General features: G+C 70.0%; 23 protein-coding genes and 1 pseudogene. 10 read left to right on the forward strand and 14 right to left on the reverse strand.

The features are described from left to right. The first annotated feature begins 160 nt into the window (after positions 1-160). Complete coding sequence (locus AB0383_RS35150) at positions 161-610, forward strand: universal stress protein (RefSeq protein ID WP_220246882.1); 450 nt, start codon at positions 161-163, stop codon at positions 608-610. Positions 611-613: 3 nt separating this feature from the next. Continuing rightward, complete coding sequence (locus tag AB0383_RS35155; RefSeq protein ID WP_364189974.1) at positions 614-1,717, forward strand: adenylate/guanylate cyclase domain-containing protein; 1,104 nt, start codon at positions 614-616, stop codon at positions 1,715-1,717. Here the strand turns inward: AB0383_RS35155 and paaE are convergent, their stop codons facing one another. The 6 genes from paaE to paaZ are packed head-to-tail and all read right to left on the reverse strand — an operon-like array spanning position 1,718 to position 7,407. After that, a complete protein-coding gene (gene paaE / locus AB0383_RS35160) occupies positions 1,718-2,794 on the reverse strand; it encodes a 1,2-phenylacetyl-CoA epoxidase subunit PaaE (protein ID WP_364189972.1) in 1,077 nt (358 codons plus the stop codon). Position 2,795: 1 nt separating this feature from the next. After that, positions 2,796-3,302 carry a 1,2-phenylacetyl-CoA epoxidase subunit PaaD gene (gene paaD, locus AB0383_RS35165; protein ID WP_364189970.1) on the reverse strand — a complete coding sequence of 169 codons (507 nt, stop codon included), beginning with the start codon at positions 3,300-3,302 and terminating at the stop codon, positions 2,796-2,798. Further along, entirely contained in the window at positions 3,296-4,153 is an 858-nt protein-coding gene (gene paaC / locus AB0383_RS35170) for a 1,2-phenylacetyl-CoA epoxidase subunit PaaC (protein ID WP_364189968.1), read from the reverse strand. Before paaC ends, paaD begins: the two co-directional genes overlap by 7 nt. 7 nt (positions 4,154-4,160) lie before the next feature. Further along, positions 4,161-4,445: a 1,2-phenylacetyl-CoA epoxidase subunit PaaB gene (gene paaB, locus AB0383_RS35175; RefSeq protein ID WP_220246877.1), complete on the reverse strand. Its 285-nt coding sequence runs from the start codon at positions 4,443-4,445 to the stop codon at positions 4,161-4,163. Then, entirely contained in the window at positions 4,442-5,383 is a 942-nt protein-coding gene (paaA, locus tag AB0383_RS35180) for a 1,2-phenylacetyl-CoA epoxidase subunit PaaA (RefSeq protein WP_366189590.1), read from the reverse strand. Before paaA ends, paaB begins: the two co-directional genes overlap by 4 nt. Then, positions 5,380-7,407: a phenylacetic acid degradation bifunctional protein PaaZ gene (gene paaZ, locus AB0383_RS35185; protein WP_366189591.1), complete on the reverse strand. Its 2,028-nt coding sequence runs from the start codon at positions 7,405-7,407 to the stop codon at positions 5,380-5,382. Before paaZ ends, paaA begins: the two co-directional genes overlap by 4 nt. A gap of 212 nt (positions 7,408-7,619) precedes the next feature. On the opposite strand from paaZ, the gene paaI reads away from it, so the two are divergent. From paaI to AB0383_RS35200, 3 genes are read left to right on the forward strand one after another with little or no spacing between them, the layout of a single operon-like run. Further along, complete coding sequence (gene paaI, locus AB0383_RS35190; RefSeq protein WP_364189977.1) at positions 7,620-8,015, forward strand: hydroxyphenylacetyl-CoA thioesterase PaaI; 396 nt, start codon at positions 7,620-7,622, stop codon at positions 8,013-8,015. Beyond that, positions 8,012-9,295 (forward strand): phenylacetate--CoA ligase PaaK, encoded by a 1,284-nt coding sequence (gene paaK / locus AB0383_RS35195; RefSeq protein ID WP_364189961.1) that lies wholly within the window; start codon positions 8,012-8,014, stop codon positions 9,293-9,295. The genes paaI and paaK overlap by 4 nt, the downstream gene beginning before the upstream one ends. After that, positions 9,292-9,885: a TetR/AcrR family transcriptional regulator gene (locus tag AB0383_RS35200; RefSeq protein WP_364189958.1), complete on the forward strand. Its 594-nt coding sequence runs from the start codon at positions 9,292-9,294 to the stop codon at positions 9,883-9,885. The genes paaK and AB0383_RS35200 overlap by 4 nt, the downstream gene beginning before the upstream one ends. A gap of 56 nt (positions 9,886-9,941) precedes the next feature. Here the strand turns inward: AB0383_RS35200 and AB0383_RS35205 are convergent, their stop codons facing one another. Then, a complete protein-coding gene (locus AB0383_RS35205) occupies positions 9,942-10,247 on the reverse strand; it encodes a hypothetical protein (protein ID WP_364189956.1) in 306 nt (101 codons plus the stop codon). A 197-nt stretch (positions 10,248-10,444) separates the two neighbouring features. On the opposite strand from AB0383_RS35205, the gene AB0383_RS35210 reads away from it, so the two are divergent. Then, the gene (locus tag AB0383_RS35210; RefSeq protein ID WP_364189953.1) at positions 10,445-11,110 is read left to right on the forward strand and encodes a helix-turn-helix domain-containing protein; all 666 of its coding nucleotides are present in this window, start codon (positions 10,445-10,447) and stop codon (positions 11,108-11,110) included. Here AB0383_RS35210 and AB0383_RS35215 read toward each other — a convergent pair. Then, positions 11,037-12,086 (reverse strand): AraC family transcriptional regulator, encoded by a 1,050-nt coding sequence (locus AB0383_RS35215; protein WP_364189950.1) that lies wholly within the window; start codon positions 12,084-12,086, stop codon positions 11,037-11,039. The two genes, AB0383_RS35210 and AB0383_RS35215, sit on opposite strands and share 74 nt — an antisense overlap. Before the next feature lie 81 nt (positions 12,087-12,167). Between AB0383_RS35215 and AB0383_RS35220 the strand changes: the two are divergent. The 3 genes and pseudogenes from AB0383_RS35220 to AB0383_RS35230 all read left to right on the forward strand — a co-directional run bounded on the left by AB0383_RS35220 (position 12,168) and on the right by AB0383_RS35230 (position 16,503). After that, positions 12,168-13,256 (forward strand): annotated as a pseudogene (locus tag AB0383_RS35220) (winged helix DNA-binding domain-containing protein). Between the two features lie 80 nt (positions 13,257-13,336). Further along, positions 13,337-14,800: an NAD(P)/FAD-dependent oxidoreductase gene (locus tag AB0383_RS35225; protein WP_364189946.1), complete on the forward strand. Its 1,464-nt coding sequence runs from the start codon at positions 13,337-13,339 to the stop codon at positions 14,798-14,800. Beyond that, complete coding sequence (locus AB0383_RS35230) at positions 14,797-16,503, forward strand: GMC family oxidoreductase (RefSeq protein WP_364189943.1); 1,707 nt, start codon at positions 14,797-14,799, stop codon at positions 16,501-16,503. Before AB0383_RS35225 ends, AB0383_RS35230 begins: the two co-directional genes overlap by 4 nt. Positions 16,504-16,937: 434 nt before the next feature. Here AB0383_RS35230 and AB0383_RS35235 read toward each other — a convergent pair whose 3' ends face one another. Further along, complete coding sequence (locus AB0383_RS35235) at positions 16,938-18,434, reverse strand: glycosyl hydrolase family 18 protein (RefSeq protein WP_364189941.1); 1,497 nt, start codon at positions 18,432-18,434, stop codon at positions 16,938-16,940. A gap of 169 nt (positions 18,435-18,603) precedes the next feature. Between AB0383_RS35235 and AB0383_RS35240 the strand changes: the two genes are divergently transcribed. Next, complete coding sequence (locus AB0383_RS35240) at positions 18,604-21,006, forward strand: Tex family protein (RefSeq protein ID WP_364189938.1); 2,403 nt, start codon at positions 18,604-18,606, stop codon at positions 21,004-21,006. Between the two features lie 2 nt (positions 21,007-21,008). On the opposite strand, the gene AB0383_RS35245 is transcribed toward AB0383_RS35240, so the two are convergent. The 5 genes from AB0383_RS35245 to AB0383_RS35265 all read right to left on the reverse strand — a co-directional run bounded on the left by AB0383_RS35245 (position 21,009) and on the right by AB0383_RS35265 (position 25,390). Beyond that, a complete protein-coding gene (locus tag AB0383_RS35245) occupies positions 21,009-21,515 on the reverse strand; it encodes a GNAT family N-acetyltransferase (protein ID WP_364189935.1) in 507 nt (168 codons plus the stop codon). Between the two features lie 84 nt (positions 21,516-21,599). Continuing rightward, positions 21,600-22,244, reverse strand: coding sequence for a helix-turn-helix domain-containing protein (locus tag AB0383_RS35250; protein ID WP_364189933.1), 645 nt, complete (start codon positions 22,242-22,244; stop codon positions 21,600-21,602). A 12-nt stretch (positions 22,245-22,256) separates the two neighbouring features. Further along, positions 22,257-22,805, reverse strand: coding sequence for a hypothetical protein (locus AB0383_RS35255; protein ID WP_366189592.1), 549 nt, complete (start codon positions 22,803-22,805; stop codon positions 22,257-22,259). 22 nt (positions 22,806-22,827) lie between these two features. Continuing rightward, the gene (locus AB0383_RS35260; protein WP_366189593.1) at positions 22,828-23,544 is read right to left on the reverse strand and encodes an alpha/beta hydrolase; all 717 of its coding nucleotides are present in this window, start codon (positions 23,542-23,544) and stop codon (positions 22,828-22,830) included. 133 nt (positions 23,545-23,677) lie between these two features. Further along, complete coding sequence (locus AB0383_RS35265) at positions 23,678-25,390, reverse strand: acyl-CoA dehydrogenase (protein ID WP_366189594.1); 1,713 nt, start codon at positions 25,388-25,390, stop codon at positions 23,678-23,680. Between the last annotated feature and the right edge of the window lie 38 nt (positions 25,391-25,428).

Genomic DNA, 25,428 nt, shown 5'->3' on the forward strand with positions numbered 1-25,428 from the left:
CCGCCCCCCGCGCGGCGCTCCGGCCCAACACACCCCCCGCCTCCCCGCGGATCGCCCCGGCGGAGCCGAGGCGAACAGCGGGCGAGCCAACTGGCGAGTAACCTTCCCCCGGAAAAGCGGGGCAGTGAGGCTCCGAGTCGGGCTTGCCGGGAGGTTTCGGATGGCTGTCTATCGGACCGTGGTGGTGGGGACGGACGGGTCGGACTCGTCGTTCGCCGCGGTGGATCGGGCGGCGGGGGTGGCCGCGGATGCCGAGGCGAAGCTGGTCCTGGTGTGTGCGTACTACCCCGCCAGCAAGCACGACGTGGAGCAGGCGCAGGACGAGCTCGGCGACGAGGCCTACCAGGTCGTCGGGTCGGCGCCGGCGGAGGACACGTTGCAGAGCGCGCGCGACCGGGCCGCGAAGGCCGGGGCGAAGGACATCCAGACCATCGCCGTGAACGGTGAGCCGGTGCACGCGCTGCGCAAGGTCGTGCACGAGACGTCGGCCGACCTGCTCGTGGTGGGCAACCGCGGCCTCAACACGCTCGCCGGGCGGATCCTCGGCTCGGTGCCGGCGGAGGTGGCGCGCAAGTCGGGTGTCGACGTGCTGATCGTGCACACGACCTGAGCCGTGGCCGAATCCCCTGAGGTGCAGCACCAGCTCGAGAAGCTTCTCCTCGGCGGGCCGCGCAAGTACACGCGCCTGGAGGTCGCGGAAAAGGCCGGTGTGCCCGAGGAACGCTCGCGCCGGCTGTGGCGCGCCCTCGGGTTTGCGGCTGCCGAGGACGACGAGGTGGTGTTCACCGACGCCGACGTCGCTGCCATGCGCACCGCCGACCAGCTCATCGCGTCCGGGCTCGTCGCGCGCAACCTCGAGGTCGCCGTGACGCGGGCGCTCGGGCAGCACCTGTCGCGCCTGGCCGAGTGGCAGGTGCACATGCTGTGGTCGCTCATCGCCGAGAACCCGGGCCTCGACGACAGCCAGGTCACCAAGCTCGTCGCGCGGCTGCTGCCCGAGCTGGAGCAGGTGCAGAACTTCGTGTGGCGCCGCCACCTCGTGGCGTTCGCCGGGCGCGCGTTCGCCACCGACGAGGACCTGGAGGCCCGGCCGCAGGTCGTCGGCTTCGTCGACATGGTGGGCTACACCAAAATGACCCGCGAGGTCGACGAGGACGAGCTCAGCCGCGTGCTCGACGCGTTCGAGTCGCTGGCCGCGGGCGTGGTCGCCGACCACCGCGGGCGGATCGTGAAGATGATCGGCGACGAGGTTTTCTTCGTCACCGACTCCCCCGAGTCAGGTGCCGAGATCGCGCTCACCCTCACCGAACGCACGTCCGCTTCCGACGACCTGCCCGCCGTGCGCGCGGGGCTGGCTTCGGGGCGGGTGTTGTCCCGCTTCGGCGACGTCTACGGCTCCGTCGTGAACCTCGCCGCGCGGCTGACGTCCGTCGCCCGCCCCGGCACGGTGCTGGCCGACCGCGAGCTGGCGGCCGCGCTCGAACCGCTGCCGGAGTACGAGCTGCGGTCACGCCGGCCCGTCGCCGTGCGCGGGTACAACCGGCTGCGGACCTCGGTGCTTCGGCGCGCCCAGGACCGGCCGTCGGGGAAGTTCGCCCAGGCGCAGGAACGCGCGGCCGAAGCCATGGGCCTGCCCGAGACGACCCGCCCCGCGACCGAACCGGACGGCCCCGAAGACCTGACGCTCGGTTCACGGCGCCGGCGCCGCAGGCGCTGATCAGGCGTCGTAGTCCACCGTCACGCGCTCGCTCGCCGGGTGCGACTGGCACGTCAGCACGAACCCCGCATCCACCTCGGCCTTCTCCAGCGCGAAGTTGCGCCGCATGTCCACCGCACCATCCGTCACGCGGGCCCGGCAGGTGCCGCACACCCCGCCCTTGCACGCGAACGGCAGGTCCGGCCGGAACTTCTGCGCACCGTCCAAAATGGACGATTCCTGCGGCAGGCTCATCGTGGTCGAGCGACCGTCGAGGATGAGCGTGACCTCCGACGCGGCGCCGGCCACCGCCGGGTCGACGTGCTTGACCGGCTCCGGCGGCACGTCGTCCACGTAGAACAGTTCCTGGTGGACACTCGACTCCGCCACGCCCAGGGCCGTCAGCACCTCCTGCGCCCCCGTGACCATCCCGAACGGTCCGCACAGCCAGAAGTGGGCCACCGACTCCACCGGCACGAGCGAGCCGAACAGCGCGCGCAGCTTGTCGGCGTCGAGGCGGCCGGTGAACAGCTCGGCCTCGCGGGGTTCGCGTGAGAGCACGTGGATGAGCTCGAGCCGCGCCGGGTAGCGGTCCTTCAGGTCGGCCAGCTCGTCGGCGAACATGACTGTGTCCGTGCGGCGGTTGCCGTACAGCACGGTGACGGTGGCGTCGGGCGTCGCGAGCAGCGACGCGACAATCGACAGCACCGGAGTGATCCCCGAACCGGCGGCGATCAGCACGTGGTGACCGCCTGTGGTCAGATCCGGCGTGAAGGTCCCGGTCGGTGCGGAGACCTCGACGACGTCACCCGGGCGCACGTCCTGCACGAGCCACGACGAGAACACGCCCTCAGGCACCAGGCGCACGCCCACGCGCGGCCGCTGGCCCGCCGGAGCGCAGATCGAGTACGACCGGCGCTCGTCGCGGCCGTCGACGGTGCGGCGCAAGGTCAGCGACTGGCCGGGCGCGAAGGCGAACGTCTCCGCGAGCTCTTCCGGCACGTCGAAGGTCACGGCGACCGCGTCGTCGCACAGCCGCTCGACGTCGGCCACCCGCAGCGAGTGGAAGCCGGTGCGCCGGGAAATCGTGCTGGTCAACTCAGATCTCCTTGACGTGTTCGAACGGTTCCAGGCACGCACGGCACCGGCGCAGCGCCCGGCACGCGGTGGCGCTGAACCGCGACTGCTGCTCGGTGTCGAGCGAACCGCAGTGCGGGCACGCGATGCGCGACACGGGCGGTGACAACGTGAGCGGTACCGGTCCACTCGCGCGCCGCGGCGCCACACCCGGCGGCGCGATGCCGGCCTCGGCGAGCTTGCGCCGCCCGTCGGCCGAGATCCAGTCCGAGGTCCAGGCCGGTTCGAGCACGGTGCGGATCTCGACGTCCGAGTAGCCGGCGCCGAGCAACGCGTGCTCCAGGTCATCGCGCATGGTGTCCATGGCGGGGCAGCCGGTGTAGGTGGGGGTGATGGCCACCGTCACGCGACCGTCCTGCACGGACACCGACCGCAGCACGCCCAGGTCGGCGAGCGTGAGCATCGGCAGCTCGGGGTCGGTGACGGTCGCCGCCACGGATTCCGCGCGCGACGACACCGCGGTCACCATGTCGCGTCCGGCATCGCCCGCGCCACGCTCTGCAGGTGCGCCAGCAGGAACCCCATCTGCTCCGTGTGGACGCCGTCGCGCCCGGTCCGCCCGGACACGCCGGCCACGGCCCCCGCGGTCGGCTGCTCCAGCGTCGCCGCGGCCAGCACCTGGTCGAGCACGACGTCGAACTCCGGCCGCAGCGTCGGGGCGTCGACCAGCTCCAGCGGGTGCGTCAGGAAAAGCTCGTCGACGTACGGCCACACCGCGTCGAGCCCCTCCTGCATCCGCTCGTGCGACAGCGGAGTGCCGTCGCCGAGGCGGACGACCCACTGCGCCGCGTAATCGCGGTGGTAGGCCAGCTCCTTCACGCCCTTGGCCGCGATCGCCGCGAGCACCGGGTCCACACTGGATTCGAGCTGCTGCAGCAACGCCAGCCGCCACGTGGAGAACACGAGCAGCCGCGCCATCAGGTGCCCGAAGTGGCCTCCGCCGAGCTCGGCGAGCCGGACGTTGCGGAACTCGTGCTCGGCCCGCAGGAACGCGAGCGTGTCCTCCGAGCGGTCGGTCCCGTCGGCCTTGCCGGCGCGCGCCAGCAGCAGCCGGGCCTGGCCGAGCAGGTCGAGGCCGATGTTGGCGATCGCCACCTCGTCCTCGAGCTCCGGCGCGTTCGTGACCCACTCCTGCAGGCGGTGCGAGAACACCAGCGCGTCGTCGCCCAGCATCAGGCAATACGCTGCCAAGCCGGCGGCGTCCACGCCCGAAGGCACCGAAGTGTCCACACCGGACAGCGGGTCGGCGAAGCCCGTGCCGAAGGCCCACCGGGCGTCGTTGTCCTCGGTGATGGCCTCATAGACGTTGTCGAAGGACATCAAGGCCTCACATGTGCGGAACGTTGTCGGGAATGTCGTAGAACGTCGGGTGCCGGTAGACCTTGTCGCCGCTGGGCGCGAAGAACGGGTCCTTCTCGTCCGGCGACGACGCGGTGATGTCCGACGCCTTCACGACCCAGATCGAGACGCCCTCGTTGCGCCGCGTGTACAGGTCACGGGCGTTGTGCAGCGCCATCTGGTCGTCCGCCGCGTGCAGCGAGCCCACGTGCACGTGGTTCAGCCCGCGCTTGCCCCGCACGAACACCTCGTACAACGGCCAATCGTGCTTCACAACGCCCCCTCCTTCTTCGCGGCGTGCGCAACGGCAGCCTCACGAACCCACGCACCGTCGTCGTGCGCCTGCTTCCGATGAGAAACGCGCTCCTTGTTGCACGGACCGTTGCCCTGCAACACGTTCTTGAACTCGTCCCAGTCGACGGCACCGAAGTCGTAGTGCTCCCGGTCGGCGTTCCACTTCAGGTCCGGGTCCGGGAAGGTGACGCCCAGCGCCTCCGCCTGCGGCACAGACATGTCGACAAAGCGCTGCCGCAGCTCGTCGTTGGTGTGCCGCTTGACCTTCCACGCCATGGACTGTGCGGTGTTCGGCGACTCCGCGTCGGGCGGGCCGAACATCATCAGCGACGGCCACCACCAGCGGTTCACGGCCTCCTGCACCATGTCCCGCTGCTGCTGCGTGCCGCGCATCATCGTCATCAGCAGCTCGTAACCCTGCCGCTGGTGGAACGACTCTTCCTTGCAGATCCGGATCATCGCCCGCGCGTACGGCCCATACGACGACCGGCACAGCGGCACCTGGTTGCAGATCGCCGCGCCGTCGACCAGCCAGCCGATCACACCGACGTCGGCGAAGGTCAGCGTCGGGTAGTTGAAGATCGACGAGTACTTCTGCCGGCCGGTGATCAGCTTGTCGGTGAGGTCCGCGCGGTCGGCGCCCAACGTGGCCGCGGCGGAGTACAGGTAGAGCCCGTGGCCGGCCTCGTCCTGCACCTTCGCGAGCAGGATCGCCTTGCGGCGCAACGAAGGCGCGCGCGTGATCCAGTTGCCCTCGGGCTGCATGCCGATGATCTCCGAGTGCGCGTGCTGCGCGATCTGGCGGATCATCGTCTTGCGGTAGCCCTCGGGCACCCAGTCGCGCGGCTCGATGCGCTGGTCGCGTTCGATGGTGTGCTCGAAGTGGCCGAGCAGGTCTTCCTCAGCTACAGCGGTCACGGCTGCTCCTTCGAAACGAGCGTCAGCACGTCGTATTTCGCCACGGAATCGCCGGTCTGGTTCACGACGTCGGCGTCCCAGCGGACCTCGCCGTACTCCTGGTCGATGCGCGGGGTGATCTGCTTGGCGGTGAGCGTCACGGTGAGTGCGTCGCCTTCCTTGACCGGCGTGAGGAAGCGCAGGTTCTCCATGCCGTAGTTGGCGAGCACCGGGCCCGGCTCCGGCGAGACGAACAGGCCGGCGGCGAACGACACGACCAGGTAGCCGTGGGCGACGATCCCGCCGAACAGCGGGTTCGCGGCCGCGGCGGCCTCGTCGGTGTGGGCGTAGAAGGTGTCGCCGGTGAACTCGGCGAAGTGATCGATGTCGGCACGGGTCACCGTGCGCGGGCCGGCCACCACGGAGTCGCCCACGCGCAGCTCGGCCAGCGACTTGCGGAACGGGTGGTCGCCCTCGACGCGCGGCGCGCCCTCGACCCACCGGCCGGTGACGGTGCTGAGCACCTTAGGACTGGCCTGCACGGCCGTGCGCTGCATGTGGTGCAGCACGCCGCGGATGCCGCCCATCTCCTCGCCACCACCGGCGCGACCGGGCCCGCCGTGCACGAGCTGCGGCATCGGCGAGCCGTGGCCCGTCGATTCTTTCGCGTCGTCGGCGTCGAGCACCAGCAGCCTGCCGTGGTACGGCGCGACGCCGAGCACGATCGTCCGCGCGAACTCCGGGTCGCCGGTCACGATCGACCCGGCGAGGCTGCCACCGCCGCGCGCGGCGAACTCGATGACCTGCTCGATCGACGTGTAGGGCATCAGCGTGGACACCGGCCCGAACGCCTCGACCTCGTGCGGCTCCGAACGCTGCGGGTCGGCCTTCAGCAGCACCGGCGACATGAACGCGCCCGTCGACTCGTCGGCGCCGACCACGTCGACGTGCTCCAGGTCGCCGTAGACGACGCTGCCGGCGTCGAGCAGGGCCTTGAGCGAACGGCGGACCTCTTCGCGCTGCTCCAGGCTGGCCAGCGCACCCATCCGCACGCCCTCGGCGGTCGGGTTACCGACCACGACCTTCGCCAGGCGCGCACTCGCGGCCTCGGCGACGTCGTCGAGCATCTCCTCGGGCACGAACGCGCGGCGGATCGCCGTGCACTTCTGGCCGGCCTTCACGGTCATCTCCGTGACCAGCTGCTTGACGAACAGGTCGAACTCCGGTGTGCTCGGCCGCGCGTCGGGCGCGAGGATCGAGCAGTTCAGCGAATCGGCCTCCGCGTTGAAGCGCACGGAGTTGCGCACGACCGCCGGGTGCGCGCGCAGCTTCTGCGCGGTGGACGCGGAACCGGTGAACGACACCAGGTCCTGCGCGGTCACGTGGTCGAGCAGGTCGCCGACGCTGCCGGCGATGAACTGCAGCGCCCCCTCAGGCAGGATGCCGGACTCGATGATCAGCTCGACGAGCTTCGCGGTGAGGTAGGCCGTCTGGCTCGCGGGCTTGACCAGGCTCGGTACACCGGCGAGGAACGCCGGCGCGAACTTCTCCAGCGGCCCCCACACCGGGAAGTTGAACGCGTTGATCTGGATCGCGACACCGTGCAGCGGCACGGCGACGTGCTGCGCGAAGAAGGTGCCGCCCTTGCTCAGAGGCTCCACCGCGCCGTCGAGGTAGACGGTGTCGTTGGGCAGCTCGCGCTTGCCCTTCGAGGCATAGCTGAACAGCACGCCGATGCCGCCGTCGACGTCGAACTTCGAGTCGCCCAGCGTGGCGCCGGTGCGCGCCGACACCGCGTAGAGCTCCTCGCGGTGCTCGCGCAGGTGGGACGCGAGGGCCTTGAGCAGGGCCGCGCGCTGGTGGAACGTGAGCTCACGCAGGGCGGGACCGCCCACGCGGCGGCCGTAGTCGAGCGCGCCGGCGAAGTCGACACCGGTCGACGAGACGCGGGCGACCTCCTCACCGGTCGCCGCGTCGTGCAGCGGCGCCCCCTCGTCCGTCGCCGTGTGCCAGCCGCCGGAGACGTAGCTGCGGAGCAAAACCATGGGGCCCGACCCTCTCGCCGTGTCGTACCGATTTACCAACCGGACGTTCAGTAATTCCATCGTAGCCGCTTCACCGGCTGATCGGAAGTCCTGGTGCTTGACAGGGAACCTGCGGCACATCTTTACTAGCCGCGGGCCTGGATTACCGGCCATTCGGTCAGTTACTCACGGGGAGGTCGCCCGACGTGACGGCGCGCAACGCGGCCCACGCCATGTTCGACACCGACGAGGCGTCGAAGGGCTTGGGCATCGAACTCGTGGAGGCTGCCGAGGGACGCGCGGTCGCCACGATGAAGGTGACCGAGCAGATGGTCAACGGCCACGACATCGCCCACGGCGGCTACCTGTTCCTGCTCGCCGACACCGCGTTCGCCCTCGCGTGCAACACCCACGGACCGGTCACCGTCGCCGCCGGCGCCGAGATCTCCTTCGTCGCGGCCGGCCGCCTCGGCGATTACCTCACCGCTACGGCCACCGAGCGCACCCGCTACGGCCGCAACGGCATCTACGACGTCACCGTGCACCGGGACACCCCCGAAGGGCCCGAGGTCGTCGCCGAGTTCCGCGGCCGCAGCCGCGTCATCGAGAAGAGCCGGGAAACCCGATGAAAGACACAGCCGAGAAGCTGTCTGCCGACGAGCTCGCCGCCCTCCAGCTCGAACGACTGCAATGGACACTGCGGCACGCCTACGCCAACGTGCCCTTCTACACCAAGAAGTTCGACGAGACAGGCGTGCACCCGGACGACTGCAAGGAACTGGCCGATCTCGCGAAGTTCCCCTTCACCACCAAGGCGGACCTGCGCGACAACTACCCGTTCGGCATGTTCGCCGTGCCGCAGAAGGACATCCGGCGCATCCACGCGTCCAGCGGCACCACGGGCAAGCCGACCGTCGTGGGCTACACCGAGGGCGACATCGACACGTGGGCGACCGTGATGGCGCGCTCGATCCGCGCGGCCGGCGGGCGCCCCGGGCACAAGGTGCACGTGGCCTACGGCTACGGCCTGTTCACCGGCGGGCTTGGCGCGCACTACGGCGCGGAAAAGCTCGGCTGCACCGTGATCCCGGCGTCGGGTGGCATGACTGCGCGCCAGGTGCAGCTGATCACCGACTTCAAGCCCGAGATCATCATGGTCACGCCGTCGTACATGCTCACGCTGCTCGACGAGTTCGAGCGCCAGGGCGTGGACCCGCGGGCGAGCTCGCTGAAGGTCGGCATCTTCGGCGCCGAGCCGTGGACCGAGCAGATGCGCGCGGAGATCGAGGAACGCTTCGCGCTCGACGCCGTGGACATCTACGGCCTGTCCGAGGTGATGGGGCCGGGTGTCGCGCAGGAGTGCGTGGAGACCAAGGACGGCCTGCACATCTGGGAGGACCACTTCTTCCCCGAGGTGATCGACCCGTTCAGCGAAGAGGTTCTGCCGTTCGGCGCGCAGGGCGAACTGCTGTTCACGTCGCTGACGAAGCAGGCGCTGCCGATCATCCGCTACCGCACGCGCGACCTCACGCGGCTGATGCCGGGCACGGCGCGGCCCGCGTTCCGGCGCATGGAGAAGGTGACCGGGCGCAGCGACGACCTCATCATTCTGCGTGGCGTCAACGTCTTCCCCACGCAGATCGAGGAGATCGTGCTGCGGACCGACGCGTTGAGCCCCCACTTCCAGCTGGTGCGTTCGACGCGGGGGCGGCTGGACCACCTGACCGTGCGGGTGGAGGCGCGTCACGACGCGTCGGCTGACGCGCGAGCGGCTGCGGCGGCGGCGTTGATCGCGGGTGTGAAGGACGGCGTCGGTGTGACGGTGGGTGTCGACATCGTGGAGCCGGACACCCTGGAGCGTTCAGTTGGCAAAATGCGCCGCGTGATCGACGAACGAGACAAGACGTGACGCCCCCTCCGGCCCGGCGGGGGCGACCCGGGTACGACCTGGAGTCGTTGCTGCAGGTCGCGGTGAAGCTGTTCAACGAGCGCGGCTACGACGGCACCAGTATGGAAGACCTGTCGCGCAAGCTGGGCATCACGAAGTCGGCGATCTACCACCACGTGCGCAGCAAGGAAGAGCTGCTGCGGCTGTCGGTGGACCGGGCGCTCGACGGGCTGTTCGAGGTCGCGGCGTCCACCGAGCAGCTCGACGGGCGTGCGATCGACCGGCTGGAGCACCTCGTGCGCGGCAGTGTGCTGGTGCTCGCCGACCGGCTGCCGTTCGTCACGCTGCTGCTTCGCGTGCGCGGCAACACAAAGGTGGAGCGTTCGGCGCTGGCCCGCCGGCGCGAGTTCGACCGTCTGGTGACGGATCTGGTCAAGCAGGCCGAGGCCGAGGGTGACGTGCGGCCGGACATCGACCCCGCCGTCGCCGCGCGGCTGCTGTTCGGCACGGTGAACTCGCTGATCGAGTGGTACCGGCCGCGGCGCGGCTCGTCGGGTGAGGAGCTGGCGGACGCGGTGTGCAAGATGGCGTTCGACGGCCTGCGCGCCTGAGCCGCAGAGCCTGCCGAAGTGACACTTGCCGCCGGAAAGTCCCGCCCGGCGGCGATTCACTCCCCCGTCGTGGTCTTCGGCGGCCGGCGCGCCTGCCAGAGCATGGCGGCGCGCAGCTGCTCGATCAGGACCTCGTCGTCCTCTTCGCTCGGTTCGGCACCCAGCGGGATCCAGCGCTCGCTGACGAGCGCGCCCTCGTCGTAGTTGCTGATGACGATGCCGTCGTAGGACAGGTCCGCCGCGCACTCGCCGCGGCACTCGCCCGTGCAGCACGGTTCGTCCACGCGCACCTGGCGGTGCTGCAAGCGCACGCTGACCCAGCGCCCCGCAGGCCGAGTCGTGCCACCCTCCGCATCGCTCATCTGCTCCTACCCCACCGCGCCCAGCCCCCGTTCGATCCGTCGTCCCAGCGGTCGGCGAAGTTACCGGCCGGTTGTTCCGGTTCAGTAACGGCCCGGGTCGACCGTACAAATACCGTCACACACAACAGCGGGACACGGTCTTTACGTGCAGTCAACAACTTGTTGACAGCGGGACGGAGGACGAGAAGGCTGGCACGATGAGCACCGGAACCCGGCCCACGCGGCGCCGGCTGGAACCGGCCGAGCGCAGGGCCGAGATCCTCGCGGTGGCGCGGCGCCTGTTCGGGGCCGGCAGCTACGCGTCAGTGTCCACTTCGGACATCGCGGCGGCCGCGGGGGTGGCGAGGCCCCTGATCAACCACTACTTCGGCGGCAAGCGCGAGCTCTACCTCGAGGTCGTGCGGCAGATGATGATCGTGCCCGCGCCCGTGGTCGAGTCGCTGCCCGAAGGCCCCGTGCGGCGCCGGCTGGAGGTCGGCATCGAGCGCTGGATCGACGTGGTCGACCGCAACCGCGACGCGTGGCTCACCGCGATCGGCCCGGAGTCCGCCGGCCGTGACCCGGAGATCGAGCGGATCATGCTGGAGGCCGACGATGTCGCGGCCGACCGCGTGCTGGCCGGGGCCCTGATGACCGACGTCACCGAGGGCCGGGAAGAGCTGCGCGCGATGATCCGGTCGTACGGCGGGATGTTGCGCGCGGCGTCTCGCGAATGGCTGATCCGCGGCACGCTGAACCGCGCCGAGCTGCGGACCTTCCTCGTGGAATCGATCATGGGCCTGATCGAGGTCACCTACCCGGCAGTGCTCGCGGAGCGGAACGGCGCGCGTAGGCCGCCGGAGTCGTCCCCGTCCACCGTTTGAACGCGTAGATGAAGCTCGACGCCTCGGCGTAACCCAGGCGCAGCGCGACATCCTCGACGGACAACGCGCCGGTGTCCAGCATTTCCTCGGCGAGCGTCTGGCGGACCTCGTCCACGAGCTGGCGGTAGCCGGTGCCGGCGTCGGTGAGCCGGCGACGCAGGGTGCGCGGGCTGACGGTGAGCTGGCGCGCGATCTCGTCCATGCCGGCGTCGACGCCGCCCAGGCGCACCAGGCGTTCGCGCACGAGCTGGGAGATGCCGGACCGTTCGCGGCGACGGGCCACGAGGGCATCGCACTGGGCGGCGCACAGGGCCACGGTCTGTTCGTTGGCCTGCGGCAACGGCATGGTGAGGAACGCGGGATCGAAGCCGGCGCGGTGACGTTCGGCGCCGAATTCCGGTTCGACGCCGAAGGTGTCCACATAGGACTTCGTCGACGGCGGTGCCGGATGCCGGAACTCGAGGCCCCGTGGGGAAATCCCCGGCAGCAGGTCGCTCATCACGGTGTGAATCGCGGCGAGGTCCCTGAGCACGAGGAACCGCGAGACGTCGGCGGGTACGCGCGAATCGTCCAGCACCAGGCTGATTCCGTTCGCGTCGAGCTCCACGTGGGGGATGCAGAAGGTGAAGCTCAGGTCGAGGTAGCGCAACGCGAACAGCATCGCGTCGCGCATCGTCGGGCTGCTGATGCACGCGAAGCCGAAGATGCCGAACGTCGTCACGCGATAGCGGCGCCCGAGTTCGAGGGCGACGTCGTCGCCACCGCCGGTGTGCGTGGCGACGGCGCGCACCACGGCCAGCTCCTGCCGCGCGTCGACCTGCCGGTCCGGGCCGGACAGCGCCTCACGCGGAGTACCGGGCAGCAGCTTTTCGGCGGGCACACCGTGGTCCTCGGCGAACCCGAGCATGAGCAGGACGCTGGCGGTGCCGCGGGGGAAGTCCCAGTCGCGGACCGCGGGGGCTGCCAGCTCTGCCATGGCCGGAATTATGGATCAGGTCAGTTCGGCTGTGCTCGTCGAGGACGTATTCTGTCCGCAATGCCCATTACGCTCGGGCGCATGAAGCTGAGTCTGCGAGCCCTCAACCGCGCGACGATGGATCGGCAGCTGCTGCTGCGCCGGGCATCGATGCCGGCGCTGGCGGCCGTCGAGCACCTCGCCGGATTGCAGGCGCAGGCGCCGTTCCCGCCGTACTACGCGCTGTGGGCGCGGCTGCACGGCTTCAAGCCACACGACCTGGCGAAGCTGCTCCTGGACCGCAGCGTGGCGCGGATCGTGCTGATGCGCGGCACCGTGCACCTCGTGACGGCGGCCGACGCGCTGGCGTGGCGCCCCCTCGTGCAGCCGATCATGGACCGCGACCTCCGCACGAACACGCTGCACGCGGCCCGCGTGGCCGGCCTCGACCACGGCGAGGTGGCGGCCGTGACGCGCGAACTGCTCGCGGGCCGCCCGCACACGAGCGCGCAGTTGGGCGCCGCGCTCGCCGAGAAGTGGCCCGAGCGCGAGAGCGACGCGTTGATGCACCTGGCGCGCTGTCTTCTGCCGCTGGTGCAGATCCCGCCGCGCGGCGTGTGGGGTCAGGCCGGCCGGCCGACGTACCAGCTCGCGGACCGCTGGCTGGCCGGCACCGAAGCCGTGCCCTCGGCCGAACAGCTCGTGCGGCGCTACCTCGCGGCGTTCGGCCCGGCGACGGTGGCCGACGCGCAGGCGTGGTCGGGTCTCACGAAGCTCGGTGAAGTGATCGACGGGATGGACTTGCGCACGTACGTCGATACCGCCGGCCGCACGCTCTACGACCTGCCCGGCGCGACACTGCCCGGCGAGGACGTCCCCGCGCCGCCGCGGTTGCTGGCGCCGTTCGACCAGCCGCTGCTCTCCTACGCCGACCGCACGCGCGTGATCCGCGACGAGCACCGCAAGCGCGTGATCAGCTAGAACGGTCTGGTCAAGGGCACGCTGCTCGTCGGCGGCTTCGTGAAGGGCGCCTGGGACCTCAAGACCACCCGCGACGCGGCCACGCTCGTGCTCACGCCGTACGAATGGCTGCCGAAGCGCGACACGGCCGCGTTGGAAAGCTTCGGCAAGCGCCTGCTGACCTGGGCCGAACCCGGGCTGCGCCACGACATCCAGGTGTTTCCCGAGTAATCCGGCACTGGCCGGAATTCTCGATTCTCTGACCGTTCGTGTCCTTCCACCTCGGGGGACGCATCGGTAACTTGCTCAGGATGGGTGACACGGCAAGGACGCCGTCGGTGCTGATCGTGGGCGCCGGGTTCGGCGGGGTCGGCACGGCGATCGAACTGAAGCGCGCCGGCTTCCACGACTTCACGATCCTCGAGCGCGCGAACGAGCCCGGCGGGGTGTGGCGCGAGAACACCTACCCCGGCGCGGCGTGCGACATCCCGTCGCCGCTGTACTCGTTCTCCTACGCGCCCAATCCTCACTGGCCCAAGCGGTTCTCGATGCAGCCGGACATCCACGCCTACCTCAAGCGCGTGGTGGCGGACTACGACCTCGGCCCCCACATCCGCTACGGCCAGGAGGTGACGGCCGCGACGTTCGACGAGGGCCGCTGGCGCGTCGAGACGGCCGGTGGCGAGACGTTCGAGGCCGACGTGTTCGTGCCGGCGGTCGGGCAGCTGTCGAGGCCGGTGCTGCCCGACATCGCGGGGCGCGACAGCTTCGAGGGCGTGGCGTTCCACTCCGCGCAGTGGAACCACGCGGCGGACCTCGAGGGCAAGCGCGTCGCCGTGATCGGCACCGGGGCGAGCGCGATCCAGTTCGTGCCCGAGCTGCAGAAACGCGCCGCCAAGCTCACGATCTTCCAGCGCACGGCGCCCTACATCATGGCCAAGAACGACACGCGGTACGCACGCTGGCAGAAGCGCCTGTTCGAACGCCTCCCGGCGACGCAGCTGCTCGGCCGCCTGCGGATCTTCCTGCTCGCCGAGTACGCGACGTACGCGATGACGCGCCACCCCGTGCTGGCGAAAGCCTTCGAGCTCCGGACGGCGCAGCTGCGGCACAAGCACATCAAGGATCGCGCGCTGCGGCGGAAGCTGACGCCGAAGTACCCGTTGGGCTGCAAGAGGATCCTGTTCACCAACGACTACCTGCCCGCGCTCGCGCAGCCGAACGTCGAGGTCGAGACCGGCCGGATCCGCGAGATCACACCGCGTGGAGTGCGCACCGAAGACGGCGTGGAGCACGAAGCCGACGTGATCGTGTACGGCACCGGCTTCAACGCCACCGACTTCCTCGGCTCGATGAAGGTACTCGGACTCGACGGGCGCAGTCTCGACGACGCGTGGCGCGGCGGCGCCCGCGCGTACCTGGGGATGACGGTGCCCGGGTTCCCGAACCTGTTCTGCGTTTACGGCCCCAACACCAACCTCGGCGCCGGCTCCATCATCTACATGATCGAGCGGCAGTCGCGTTACATCCGCCAGGCCGTGGAACAGCTCGCGCGGCCGGGGGTGTCCTATGTGGACGTGCGGCCCGAGGTGGAGGAACGCTACGACCGCGAGGTGCAGCAGCGGCTGGGCCACAGCGTGTGGAGCGCGTGCACGAGCTGGTACCGCCAGGCCGACGGGCGCGTGAGCACCAACTGGCCCGGCCTGGTGACCGAGTACGACCGCAGGACCCGGGTGCTCGACCCGGCCGACTTCAGGGTGGTGGCCTCGTCTTGAACAGCACGGTCTTGAACACCGACTACGACGTGCTCGTGATCGGCTCGGGCTTCGGCGGCAGCGTCACGGCGTTGCGGCTCACGGAGAAGGGGTACCGCGTCGGCGTGCTCGAAGCCGGGCGCCGCTTCGCCGACGACGAGTTCGCCAAGACGTCGTGGCGGCTGCGGAAGTACTTGTGGGCCCCGAAACTCGGCCTGTACGGCATCCAGCGGCTGACCCTGCTGAAGAACACCTTCGTGATGAGCGGCACCGGAGTCGGAGGTGGTTCGCTCGTCTACGCGAACACGCTGTACGAGCCGCCGGACGCGTTCTACCGGGACAAGCAGTGGGCGCACATCACGGACTGGAAGGACGAGCTGGCGCCCTACTACGACCAGGCCAAACGCATGCTGGGCGTCGTCGAGAACCCGCTCACGACGCCGGCCGACGAGGTGCTGCGCGAGGTCGCCGACGACATGGGGATCGGCCACACCTACCGCAGCACGCCCGTCGGCGTGTACTTCGGCTCGCGCCCCGGTGAGGAGTCGCCCGACCCGTTCTTCGGCGGCGCCGGCCCCGCACGGCGCGCCTGCACCCACTGCGGCGAGTGCATGACCGGTTGCCGCGTCGGCGCGAAGAACACCACGGTGAAGAACTACCTCTACCTCGCAGAACAAGCCGGCACGGAGGTCCACCCGTTGACGACGGTGGTCTCCGTGCGCCCGGTCGACGGGGGCTACGCGGTGGACACCGAACGCACCGGCCGCTGGGTCCGGCGCGGCCGGCGCACCTTCACCGCGCGCGAGGTCGTCTTCTCGGCCGCGGCACTGGGCACGCAACGGCTCCTGCACCAGCTCCGCGACGACGGCACGCTCCCGGGCTTGTCCCCGCGCCTCGGCCTGTTGGCGCGCACCAACTCCGAGGCCGTGCTCGCCGCCCGCTCGCTGCGCAAGGACACCGACTACACGCGCGGCGTGGCCATCACGTCGTCGATCCACCCGGACGCCGTCACCCACGTCGAGCCCGTGCGCTACGGCAAGGGCAGCAACGTCATGGGCCTCATGGCCACCGTCCTCGTGGACGCCGAACCCGGCAAACGCCGATGGGCGCTGGGGCTTCGCGAACTGGCGAGGCGCTGGCGCCAGCTGCCGCGCCTGCACAACCCGCGACACTGGTCGGAACGCATGATCGGCCTGCTCGTGATGCAGACGCTCGACAACTCCGTGACCACGTACACGAAACGGGGCCTGCTCGGCCGCCGCATGACCACTCGTCAAGGCACCGGCGAACCAACCCCTGACTGGATCCCCGCCGGCCACGACGTGACCCGCCGCGTCGCCGCGAAGATCGGCGGCATCCCGCAGGGCGCGTGGACCGACCTCGCCAACACCCCGATCACCGGCCACTTCATCGGCGGCTGCACCATCGGCGACTCCCCCGACACCGGCGTCGTCGACCCCTACCAGCGCGTGTACGGCCACCCGGGCCTCCACATCGTGGACGGCTCGACGATCTCCGCCAACCTGGGCGTGAACCCGTCGCTGACGATCACCGCCCAGGCCGAACGCGCGATGGCGTTGTGGCCGAACAAGGGCGAGGCTGATCCACGCCCGGCGCTGGGCGAGACCTACCGCCGGATCACCCCGGTGGCCCCGCTGAAGCCCGCCGTCCCGCCGTCCGCCCCCGGCGCACTGCACCTGCCGATCATCGACATCCACACCTGACCTCCGGCACACCCCACCTACCGACCATCGACATCCGCACCTAGCCTCCGGCCGACAACGCCACTTCGCCACGCACCCAGACCCGCCCCTGCACCTCGATCCCCAGCTTCAACGCGGTCTGGATCACCTTGCCAAGGCACGCTTTCCCGCCTTGACAAGGTGATCCAGACCGTCGTCACAATCAAAGATCGGGGTGCTCTCCCCCACCCCCTCGGCAATGGTGCGCTCCGCGCGCCGAGCCGACGGAACCGACTCTCACCAGCAGATTCAACAGTTCCTCAACACATACACCAACCACCACCAGGCACGCTTGCGACGTCGCACGCGCTCACCCCCCTCTGAGCACGTGCACTGGGGGTGTCTTGAAAGGAGCTCCCGCGACGACGCCCTCCCTGCCGTCGCGGGAGTCCTTCCAAGGTCTGTCCGGAGCGCCCCTAAGGCAGATTCGCGAGCGCGCCGCCAACGGTGTTCGCGAACGCGTACCCGGCGGACGCGTCCCAGTTGATCGACCAGGTCATGGCACCGCGGATCGCCGGGTACGTGGCCGAGGGTTTGAAGCCGGCGCAGCTGGTGCCGCGGGCGAGGCAGTTGAGCGCCGAGACGACGTTCGACGGAGCCTGGTAGCCGCCGCCCGCCGAGCCGGAAGCCGGCAGACCGAGGGCCACCTGGTCGGCCCGCAGACCGCCTTGCAGCTGGATGCACGCCAGCGCCGTCAGGAAGTCGACGGTGGCCTGCGCGTAGACCTGGCCGTTGCAGCCGAGCATGGTGCCCGAGTTGTAGTACTGCATGTTGACGACCGTGAGGATGTCCTTGATCCCCAGCGCGAGCTGGAAGTAGCCGCCCTGGGTGGACTGCATGTCGATCGTCTGCGGCGCCATGGTGATGACCGAGCCGCCGCCGTTGTGGATGCTGCGCAGGGCCTGACCCATGTAGGTGGCGTTGATGCCGTTCTCCAGGTCGATGTCCACGCCGTCGAAGCCGTAGCTCGAGATCAGCGACTTCACGGAGTTGGCGAAGTTGTTCGCCGACGACGAGTCGCTGACGTTGATCGTGCCGTTCTGGCCGCCGACGGAGATGATCACCTTCTGGCCGCGAGCCTGCACGGTCTTGATGTCGGCGCGGAACTGCGCGTCGGTGTAGCCGCCGAGCTGCGACGACAGGCCGGGGTCGAGCGTGAAGTTCACGGCGCCCGGCGAGCCCGTGGCGTCGGCGAAGGCCACGGCGATGATGTTGTAGCGCGTGGGCACGTCGGCCAGCTTGAGGGCCTTGGCGCCGTTGTAGAAGTTCTGCCAGTAGCCCGTGAGCACGTGTTTGGCCAGGTCACCGGTGGTCGGCGGCTGGGAGGTGGTGGGCGTCGTCGACGGAGTGGTCGGTGTCGTCGGCGTGGTGGGCGTGGTCGGGGTCGTGGGCGGCGGGGTGCCCGGGCCGTCGAGGTTGACGTCGTCGGCCAGATAGGCCGGCTGGCCGTACCAGCCGTGCAGGTAGACGGTGATGCTCGTGGACGCGCCGGTGGTGAAGGCGACCGAGAGCTGGCTCCAGCCACTCGTTCCCGGCGTCCAGGTGCTGGTGTCGGCGCCGCCGGTGCCGGAGACGCCCAGGTAGACGTAGCTGCCCTGCACCCAGGCCGACAGCTTGTAGGCGGTGTTCGCCTTCACCGTCACCTGCTGCGAGCACTGGGCGGTGTCGGACGAGGACGGCGCGGCGCTCAGCGCCTTGGTTCCGCCGTGGGCGCCGCTGGACACCACGGAGGCGGAACCACTGCAGGTCCAGCCGGAAAGGCTGCCGCTTTCGAAGCCGGGGTTGGCGAGGATGTTGGCCGCTGAGGCGCTGCCGCCGATGACGAAGGTGACACCGAGGCACGCGGCCACGGTGGCGATCAGGGCGCCGATCGCCAGTTTGGGTCTGCGGGAAGAACGTGGGAATGGGGACACAGCTTGACCTCCACGAAAGAGTGAGGCAGGTCACCACAAAGTGGACTAGACCAATCCCGGTGTCAAGGAACCGTTCGGGCGTCGCTTCGACGGGGCCATACGAAAGTCGCACCGAACCGGACGGCAGAATGCTCGGCACGGGACACCGAGACGGAGCAGGAGCCTGGTTGTGAGCGTGCAGTCGGTCGAGGAGCGGATCGCCGAAGAGCTGGGGGTGCGCGAAGGTCAGGTCAAGGCCGCGGTCGACCTCCTCGACGGGGGGTCGACCGTGCCGTTCATCGCCCGGTACCGCAAGGAAGTCACCGGGATGCTCGACGACGCGCAGCTGCGCACGCTCGAGGAACGGCTGCGCTACCTGCGGGAACTCGACGAGCGGCGCGTCGCCGTGCTGGAGTCGATCCGCACGCAGGGCAAGCTCGACGAGGCGCTCGAGGCCCAGATCATGGCCGCGGACACGAAGTCGCGCCTGGAAGACATCTACCTGCCGTACAAACCGAAGCGGCGGACGAAGGCGCAGATCGCCCGTGAGGCCGGCCTCGAGCCGCTGGCCGACGGCCTCATGAACGACCCGAACACCGACCCGCAGGCCGCGGCCGCGGTGTTCGTCGACGCCGAAAAGGGCGTCGCCGACGCGCAGGCCGCGCTCGACGGCGCCCGCTCGATCCTCGTGGAGCGCTTCGCGGAAGACGCCGACCTGATCGGCGAGCTGCGCGAGAAGATGTGGACCGAGGGGCACATCGCGTCGAAGGTCCGCGCGGGCAAGGAAGAGGAAGGCGCCAAGTTCGCCGACTACTTCACCTTCTCGGAGCCGTACACGAAGCTCCCCTCGCACCGCATCCTCGCGATGCTGCGCGGCGAGAAGGAAGAAATCCTCGACCTGTCGATGGAGGCCGAGGAACCCCGGGCCGAGGACGCCGAGCCGCGCGTCGGTCCGACCGAGTACGAGATGCGGATCGCGCACAAGTTCGGCGTCACCCAGCAGGGCCGGCCCGCCGACAAGTGGCTCGGCGACACCGTGCGCTGGGCCTGGCGCACCAAGATCCTCCTGCACCTGGGCATCGACCTGCGGATGCGGCTGCGCCAGTCGGCCGAGGACGACGCCGTGCGGGTGTTCGCGGCCAACCTGCGGGACCTGCTGCTGGCCGCGCCGGCCGGCACGCGCGCGACGATGGGCCTCGACCCGGGCTTCCGCACCGGCGTGAAGGTGGCCGTGGTCGACGCGACCGGCAAGGTCGTGGACACGCACGTGATCTACCCGCACCAGCCGGCGAACAAGTGGGACCAGTCGATCGCCGAGCTCGCCGTGCTGTCGGCGAAGCACCACGTGGACCTGATCTCGATCGGCAACGGCACCGCGTCGCGTGAGACGGACAAGCTCGCGCAGGAGCTCATCAAGAAGCACCCCGAACTGAGCCTCACGAAGGCCGTGGTCAGCGAGGCGGGCGCGTCGGTGTACTCGGCGTCGGCGTTCGCGTCGCAGGAGCTGCCGGGCATGGACGTATCGCTGCGCGGCGCCGTCTCGATCGCGCGCCGGCTGCAGGACCCGCTGGCCGAGCTGGTGAAGATCGACCCGAAGTCGATCGGCGTCGGGCAGTACCAGCACGACCTGTCCGAGGTGTCGCTGTCGCGCTCGCTCGACGCGGTGGTGGAGGACTGCGTGAACGCGGTCGGCGTGGACGTGAACACCGCGTCCGCTCCCCTGCTCACGCGCGTTTCGGGCATCACCACGGGGCTGGCCGAGAACATCGTGTCCCACCGCGACACGAACGGCCCGTTCAAGTCGCGCACGGCCCTGAAGGAGGTCGCGCGGCTCGGGCCCAAGGCGTTCGAGCAGTGCGCCGGCTTCCTGCGCATCCCGGACGGCGACGACCCGCTCGACGCGTCTTCGGTGCACCCCGAGGCGTACCCGGTGGTGCGGCGGATCCTCGACCGCACCGGCTCGGGCATCCGCGAGCTGATCGGCAACGCACGCACGCTGCAGGCGCTCAAGCCGACGGAGTTCGTGGACGAGACCTTCGGGCTCCCGACCGTCACGGACATCCTGACCGAGCTGGAGAAGCCCGGCCGCGACCCGCGTCCGGCGTTCAAGACGGCGACCTTCGCCGAGGGCGTGGACAAGATCGGTGACCTCAAGCCCGGGATGCGGCTGGAGGGTGTGGTCACGAACGTGGCGGCGTTCGGCGCGTTCATCGACGTCGGCGTGCACCAGGACGGCCTCGCCCACGTGTCGGCGCTGTCGAAGAACTTCGTGAAGGACCCGCGTGACGTCGTGAAGCCCGGCGACATCGTGAAGGTGAAGGTGCTCGACGTCGACGTGCCGCGCAAGCGGATCTCGCTGACGCTGCGCCTGGACGACGAGCCGGGTGCTTCGTCGCAGGACCGTCGTGGTGGTGGCGGCGGTCGCGACCGCGGTCAGGGCGGCGGCGGTGGCGGCCAGGGCGGTGGCGGCGGTCAGCGTCGTGGCCAGCAGGGCAACCGCGGCGGTGGCGGCGGCGGTCGTGACCGCGGGGGCAACTCCGGCGCAAACGGCTCGATGGCCGACGCGCTGCGGCGGGCCGGATTCGGCAAGTAGGTCTAGCGGGTTTTCGACCAGCGGATTTCGCCGTCGTGCCACTCGTCGGTGGGCGTGAGCCCGGCGGCGGTGGCCACGGCGGCGGAAGCCCGGTGCCCGGGGTGGATGTGGGCGAGAACGACGGCCACCGGCTGCCGGTCGAGCCAGGCAACGAGCGCCTGGGTGGCTTCGGTGGCGATGCCGCGGCCTTGCCACGGCGTCCCCACCACCCAGGCGATCTCGGCGCCGGCGGCGCTCGCGGTCGCCTGGACGGTGCCCGTCAGGCAGTCCTCGCCGCGAAGCCGGATCACCCAGTTCAGCCACGTCACGGCCGGGTCAGGCGAGCCGGCGGTCATGCGCTGATAGCGCGTGCGCAGGGCTTCCGGACTGTCCGGGCTGCCGCCGATGAAGGTGTGCAGCGCCGGATCGGACAGCACCCGCGCCATCTCCCCGGCGTGCTCGACGAGCAGCGGCAGCAGGTCCAGCCGCGCGGTGGTGATGGCCTGGGCTTCGAGGCGGGGTGCGGTCACGACGCGCCAGCGTAGCCGCGCGGACGAGCGCGGCCCGGGTTCGCGGACCGGTGCGGCCGCGAACCCGGTGCACTCAGACGTTCGTCACTGCGCGATTCCCAGCAACGCGGCCTCGAGCGCGATCAGGATCTCCGCAGTTGCTTTCGGGTCGCTCAAGGACCGACCCGTGGCGGCCTCGATCCGCCGCAGCCGGTGGCGGATCGTGTTGGGGTGGCAGAACAGCACCGCCGCGGCGCCCGACGCCGATCCCCTGCTGTCCCGCCATGCGGCCAGGGTGTCGAGGAGGACCTTGCTGTGCTCGGCGGGCAGGTCCAGGATCGGCCCGAGGACGGCCTGCCGGACTCGCTGCATCGCGTCGGGCGCGCTGACCGCCGCGACGGCGAGCGGAAAGTCGTCGAACATCGTCACGTGCGGGGTGCCGGCGACCGTGCTCGCCAGTGCGATGCGCGCGAACCGCAGCGCGGCCGCCGTTTCCGTCAGTGCCAGGTACGGCGGGCTGACGCCGATCCGGCTGCGGGCCGACTCCGTCAGGGTCGATGTGAGCGGGCGCAGGTCGGCGTCGTTCTCGAAGCGGACGATCCCGATCTGCGCGTCGGGCGTCAGCCGCCAGGCCGAACCGATGCGTCGTACCCGCAAGCGGTTCTCGATGCCGGGCAGCGCTTCCTGCGCGCGCTGCACCGATTCGGCCGCGACCACGACGAACGGCCCCCGTTTGGGCAGGCGGAGCACGTCCGCGACTTCTCAGACGGACGTCTCGTTCAGCGGGCGCCCCTCCAGAAGGGCGCCGACCAGGGCCGAGCGCTCGCCCTCGTTGCGCAGCACCAGAGCCATCGTCGCCTCGCGGTGGGCGGCGGCCATCTCCTCGGCGAAGGTGTCGTGGGCGGACCAGAGGTCGGACGCCGCGTCCACCAGCGCCTGATCGGAGACCTGTGCCCGGGTCCGGGCGTGCCGCACGAGGCTGTGCCAGATCTGGCTGAACAACACGCGGAACGCCGCCATGACCACCGACAGCGGCACCCCTTGCTCGGCTCGCAGAGCACCGGTCGCCCGGGCCGCCGCGACGTCGGCGAACCGGTCCTCGCGCAAGGACCGCAGGACGTACTCGAGGTTGCCTTGCACCGAGCGCCGCAGGTCGTCGGCCGAAACAACGCTGTGCATGGCGTAGAACTCGACGCGGGTCTCGATCGCGGACGCGATCTCATCCGCGAACGCTTCGATGGTGCCCAGCAGCCGTCCGGCGAGTGCCACGAGCTCCGGATCGGGCCCGCTCGTGGCTACGCGTCGCGTCACCAGGTCAGCCTAGTGGCCTGTTTCACCCGGCGGCAGCGGCGACGATCAGGTCGACCGTCTCGGCCGGTTTGCTGATCATCGCAACGTGCGAACTGGCGATCTCCACCGTCTGCGCTCCGGCGCGCTTCGCCATGAACCGCTCGGCCTCCGGCGGGATCGTGACATCGTCGGCGGCCACGAGGTACCAGCTCGGGATGGTCCGCCAGCCGGGCACGCCGGAAGGGGCGGACAGGCAGGACAACGCGAACCCGCGCTGGGCGACGGACATGAAAGCGGCGAGGTCGGGGTCGAGATCGGCGCAGAACAGCCGGTGGAAGGACGCCAGCTCGATGTACCCGTCTGCGTCGCCCTCGGGCGCGCCCGGGTACGGGCGCCGAACCAGGCGCTCGCCGAGTTCGGACGTCCCGCCGCCGAGCGCGAAGGACTCGAGCAACGTCTCTCCCTCGTCCGGTGCGAAGGCGGCGATGTAGACCAGCGCCCGCACGTTCGGGAGGCCCGTGCTCGCGTTGGTGATCACGCAACCGCCGTACGAGTGGCCGACGAGCACGACGTCGCCCTCGATCGTCGACAGGACGTCCCTGACGTAGCCGGCGTCGGCGGCGACCCCGCGCAGCGGGTTGGCCGGCGCGAGCACCGGAAACCCGCGTTCCCGCAGGCCGGCGGCCACCGCCTGCCAGCCGGAAGCGTCGGCGAAAGCGCCGTGGATCAGGACGACGGTGGGTAGTGCGGGAGCGGCCATGACAAGTCTCGTTCCTGGTGTGAGGTGAAAGGGATTGCCTGCTCACCGTGCAGCAGGGTCGCCGCGGTGGCGATGTTCCCGGCCAACCTGAACGAGGCCTTTTGTTGTCCGCGGGGACAACCCGGCTCGAGCCCTAGGCGTTCATCTCGTACGCCCCCGAAAGGTCGCGCACCACTGTCCACACGCGACCGAATCGGTCGGCGTCGACCACGGGCTTGCGCAGGGCCGCGAGCGCGATTTCCTGCTGCTTCGCCGTGGAGCTCGCCTTGCCGTTGAGGTCCACCGCGGCCGCGCTGAAGTCCTGCACCAGCACGGCGAAGAGCTGGTCCACGACGTCGTCGGACTCGCCGGTGAGCTCGGCCTGCTCCAGGATCAGCTGGCCGTAGACGACGAGGGTGAACAGCTCCGTCAGAGCCAGCCCGAAGTCCAGATCGGCCTGCTGGGCCTCGTCCGGCGCGGCTTCGGTGAGCAGGCGCACGAGGTGGTCGGCCTGCTCGCGGAAGAGCGCCACGTTCGGGATGTGCGAAGCCTTGCCGTAGGCCGTTTTCCAGTCGTGGAAGCGGACCTTCGACAGGCCGCGCGCGGGGCCCTGGCGGAAGAGGAACTCGTCGTCCGCAGCGTCATCGTGGGTCGGAACCGGGGCGTAGTCCTGGGGCGCGAAGAGGTACGCGGGCATGAACTTCGCGATCAGCGCGAGGTTGACCGCCACCGTGCCCTCCAGCTTGGGCAGGCCGTCGATGTCGTTCTTGGCCATGGCGAGGTAGGTGTCGGCCTCGAAGCCCTTGGCCGCGACGACGTCGGCGACCAGGCCGATCACCTTCTGCGCCTGCGTGGTCACCTTCATCTTGGTGATGGGGTTGAACAGCAGGTAGCGGCGGTCGTCCGGGCCGGCGGAGCGGAAGTAGTCCACGGCGCGGTCGGAGAACAGCTTCATGCCGACCAGCCGGGCGTAGGCCTCCACGAACTCGCGGCGCACGTGCGGGAAGTCGGTGACGGGCTTGCCGTAGAGGATGCGGTTGTGGGCGTGGGTGATGGCCTCGTACAGCGAGTGCGTGGCCATGCCGATGCCACCGAAGCACAGGTTGAACTTGCCGATGTTCACGGTGTTGAGCGCGGCGCTGAAGGCCTCCGGGCCGACGTGCAGGAGGTCCTCGGCGTGCACCGGGTAGTCCTCGAGCCGGAACTGGGCGACGAACATCTGCGAGGGCACGACGTTCTTCACCACGTGGTAGTTCGGGTGCGTCGAATCGGCGTAGAAGAACACGTACTGGTCCGGGCCCTCGACGCCGTCGATGCGGCCGAAGACCGACACCGTGCGGGCGACGTTGCCGTTGCCGATGTAGTACTTCGAGCCGTTGGCGCGGTAGCCGCCCGCGCCGTCGGGCGTGAGGACGAGATCGGACGAGTAGATGTCGGCGCCGTGGTCCTTTTCGGACAGTCCGAACGCGCCGACGCCGCCCGCGTCCAGGGCGTCGGCCGCCCGCTTGCGCGCGACCTCGTTGCCGCTCTGCCACACCGGGCCGAGCCCGAGGATGGTGACCTGCCACGGGTACCAGTAGTTGAGGCCGTAGAAGCCGAGGAGCTCCGACAGCGCGGCCACGCGGCTGGTGTCCCAGCGCTTGTCCGGCGCCCCATCGGCGGCCGCGGCAGGCGTGAGGAACGTGGCGAAGAGGCCTTCCTTGCCGGCGAACTCGAGGAAGTCCGCGTAGAAGGTGCGGTTGTGGTAGTCCTCGGTGAGCTTGCGCTTGCCGCGTGACTCGAACCACTCGATCGTGGCCAGCAGCAGGCGCCGGGTCTCCGGGTCGAACGACTGCGGGTCGTAGGCCCGCGGGTTGAGCAGCGGCATGGCTCTCCTCCGTGATTACCGACGGGTAACTTAGCAAG

Source organism: Amycolatopsis sp. NPDC051373 (genome assembly GCF_040689465.1).
Taxonomy (GTDB): domain Bacteria; phylum Actinomycetota; class Actinomycetes; order Mycobacteriales; family Pseudonocardiaceae; genus Amycolatopsis.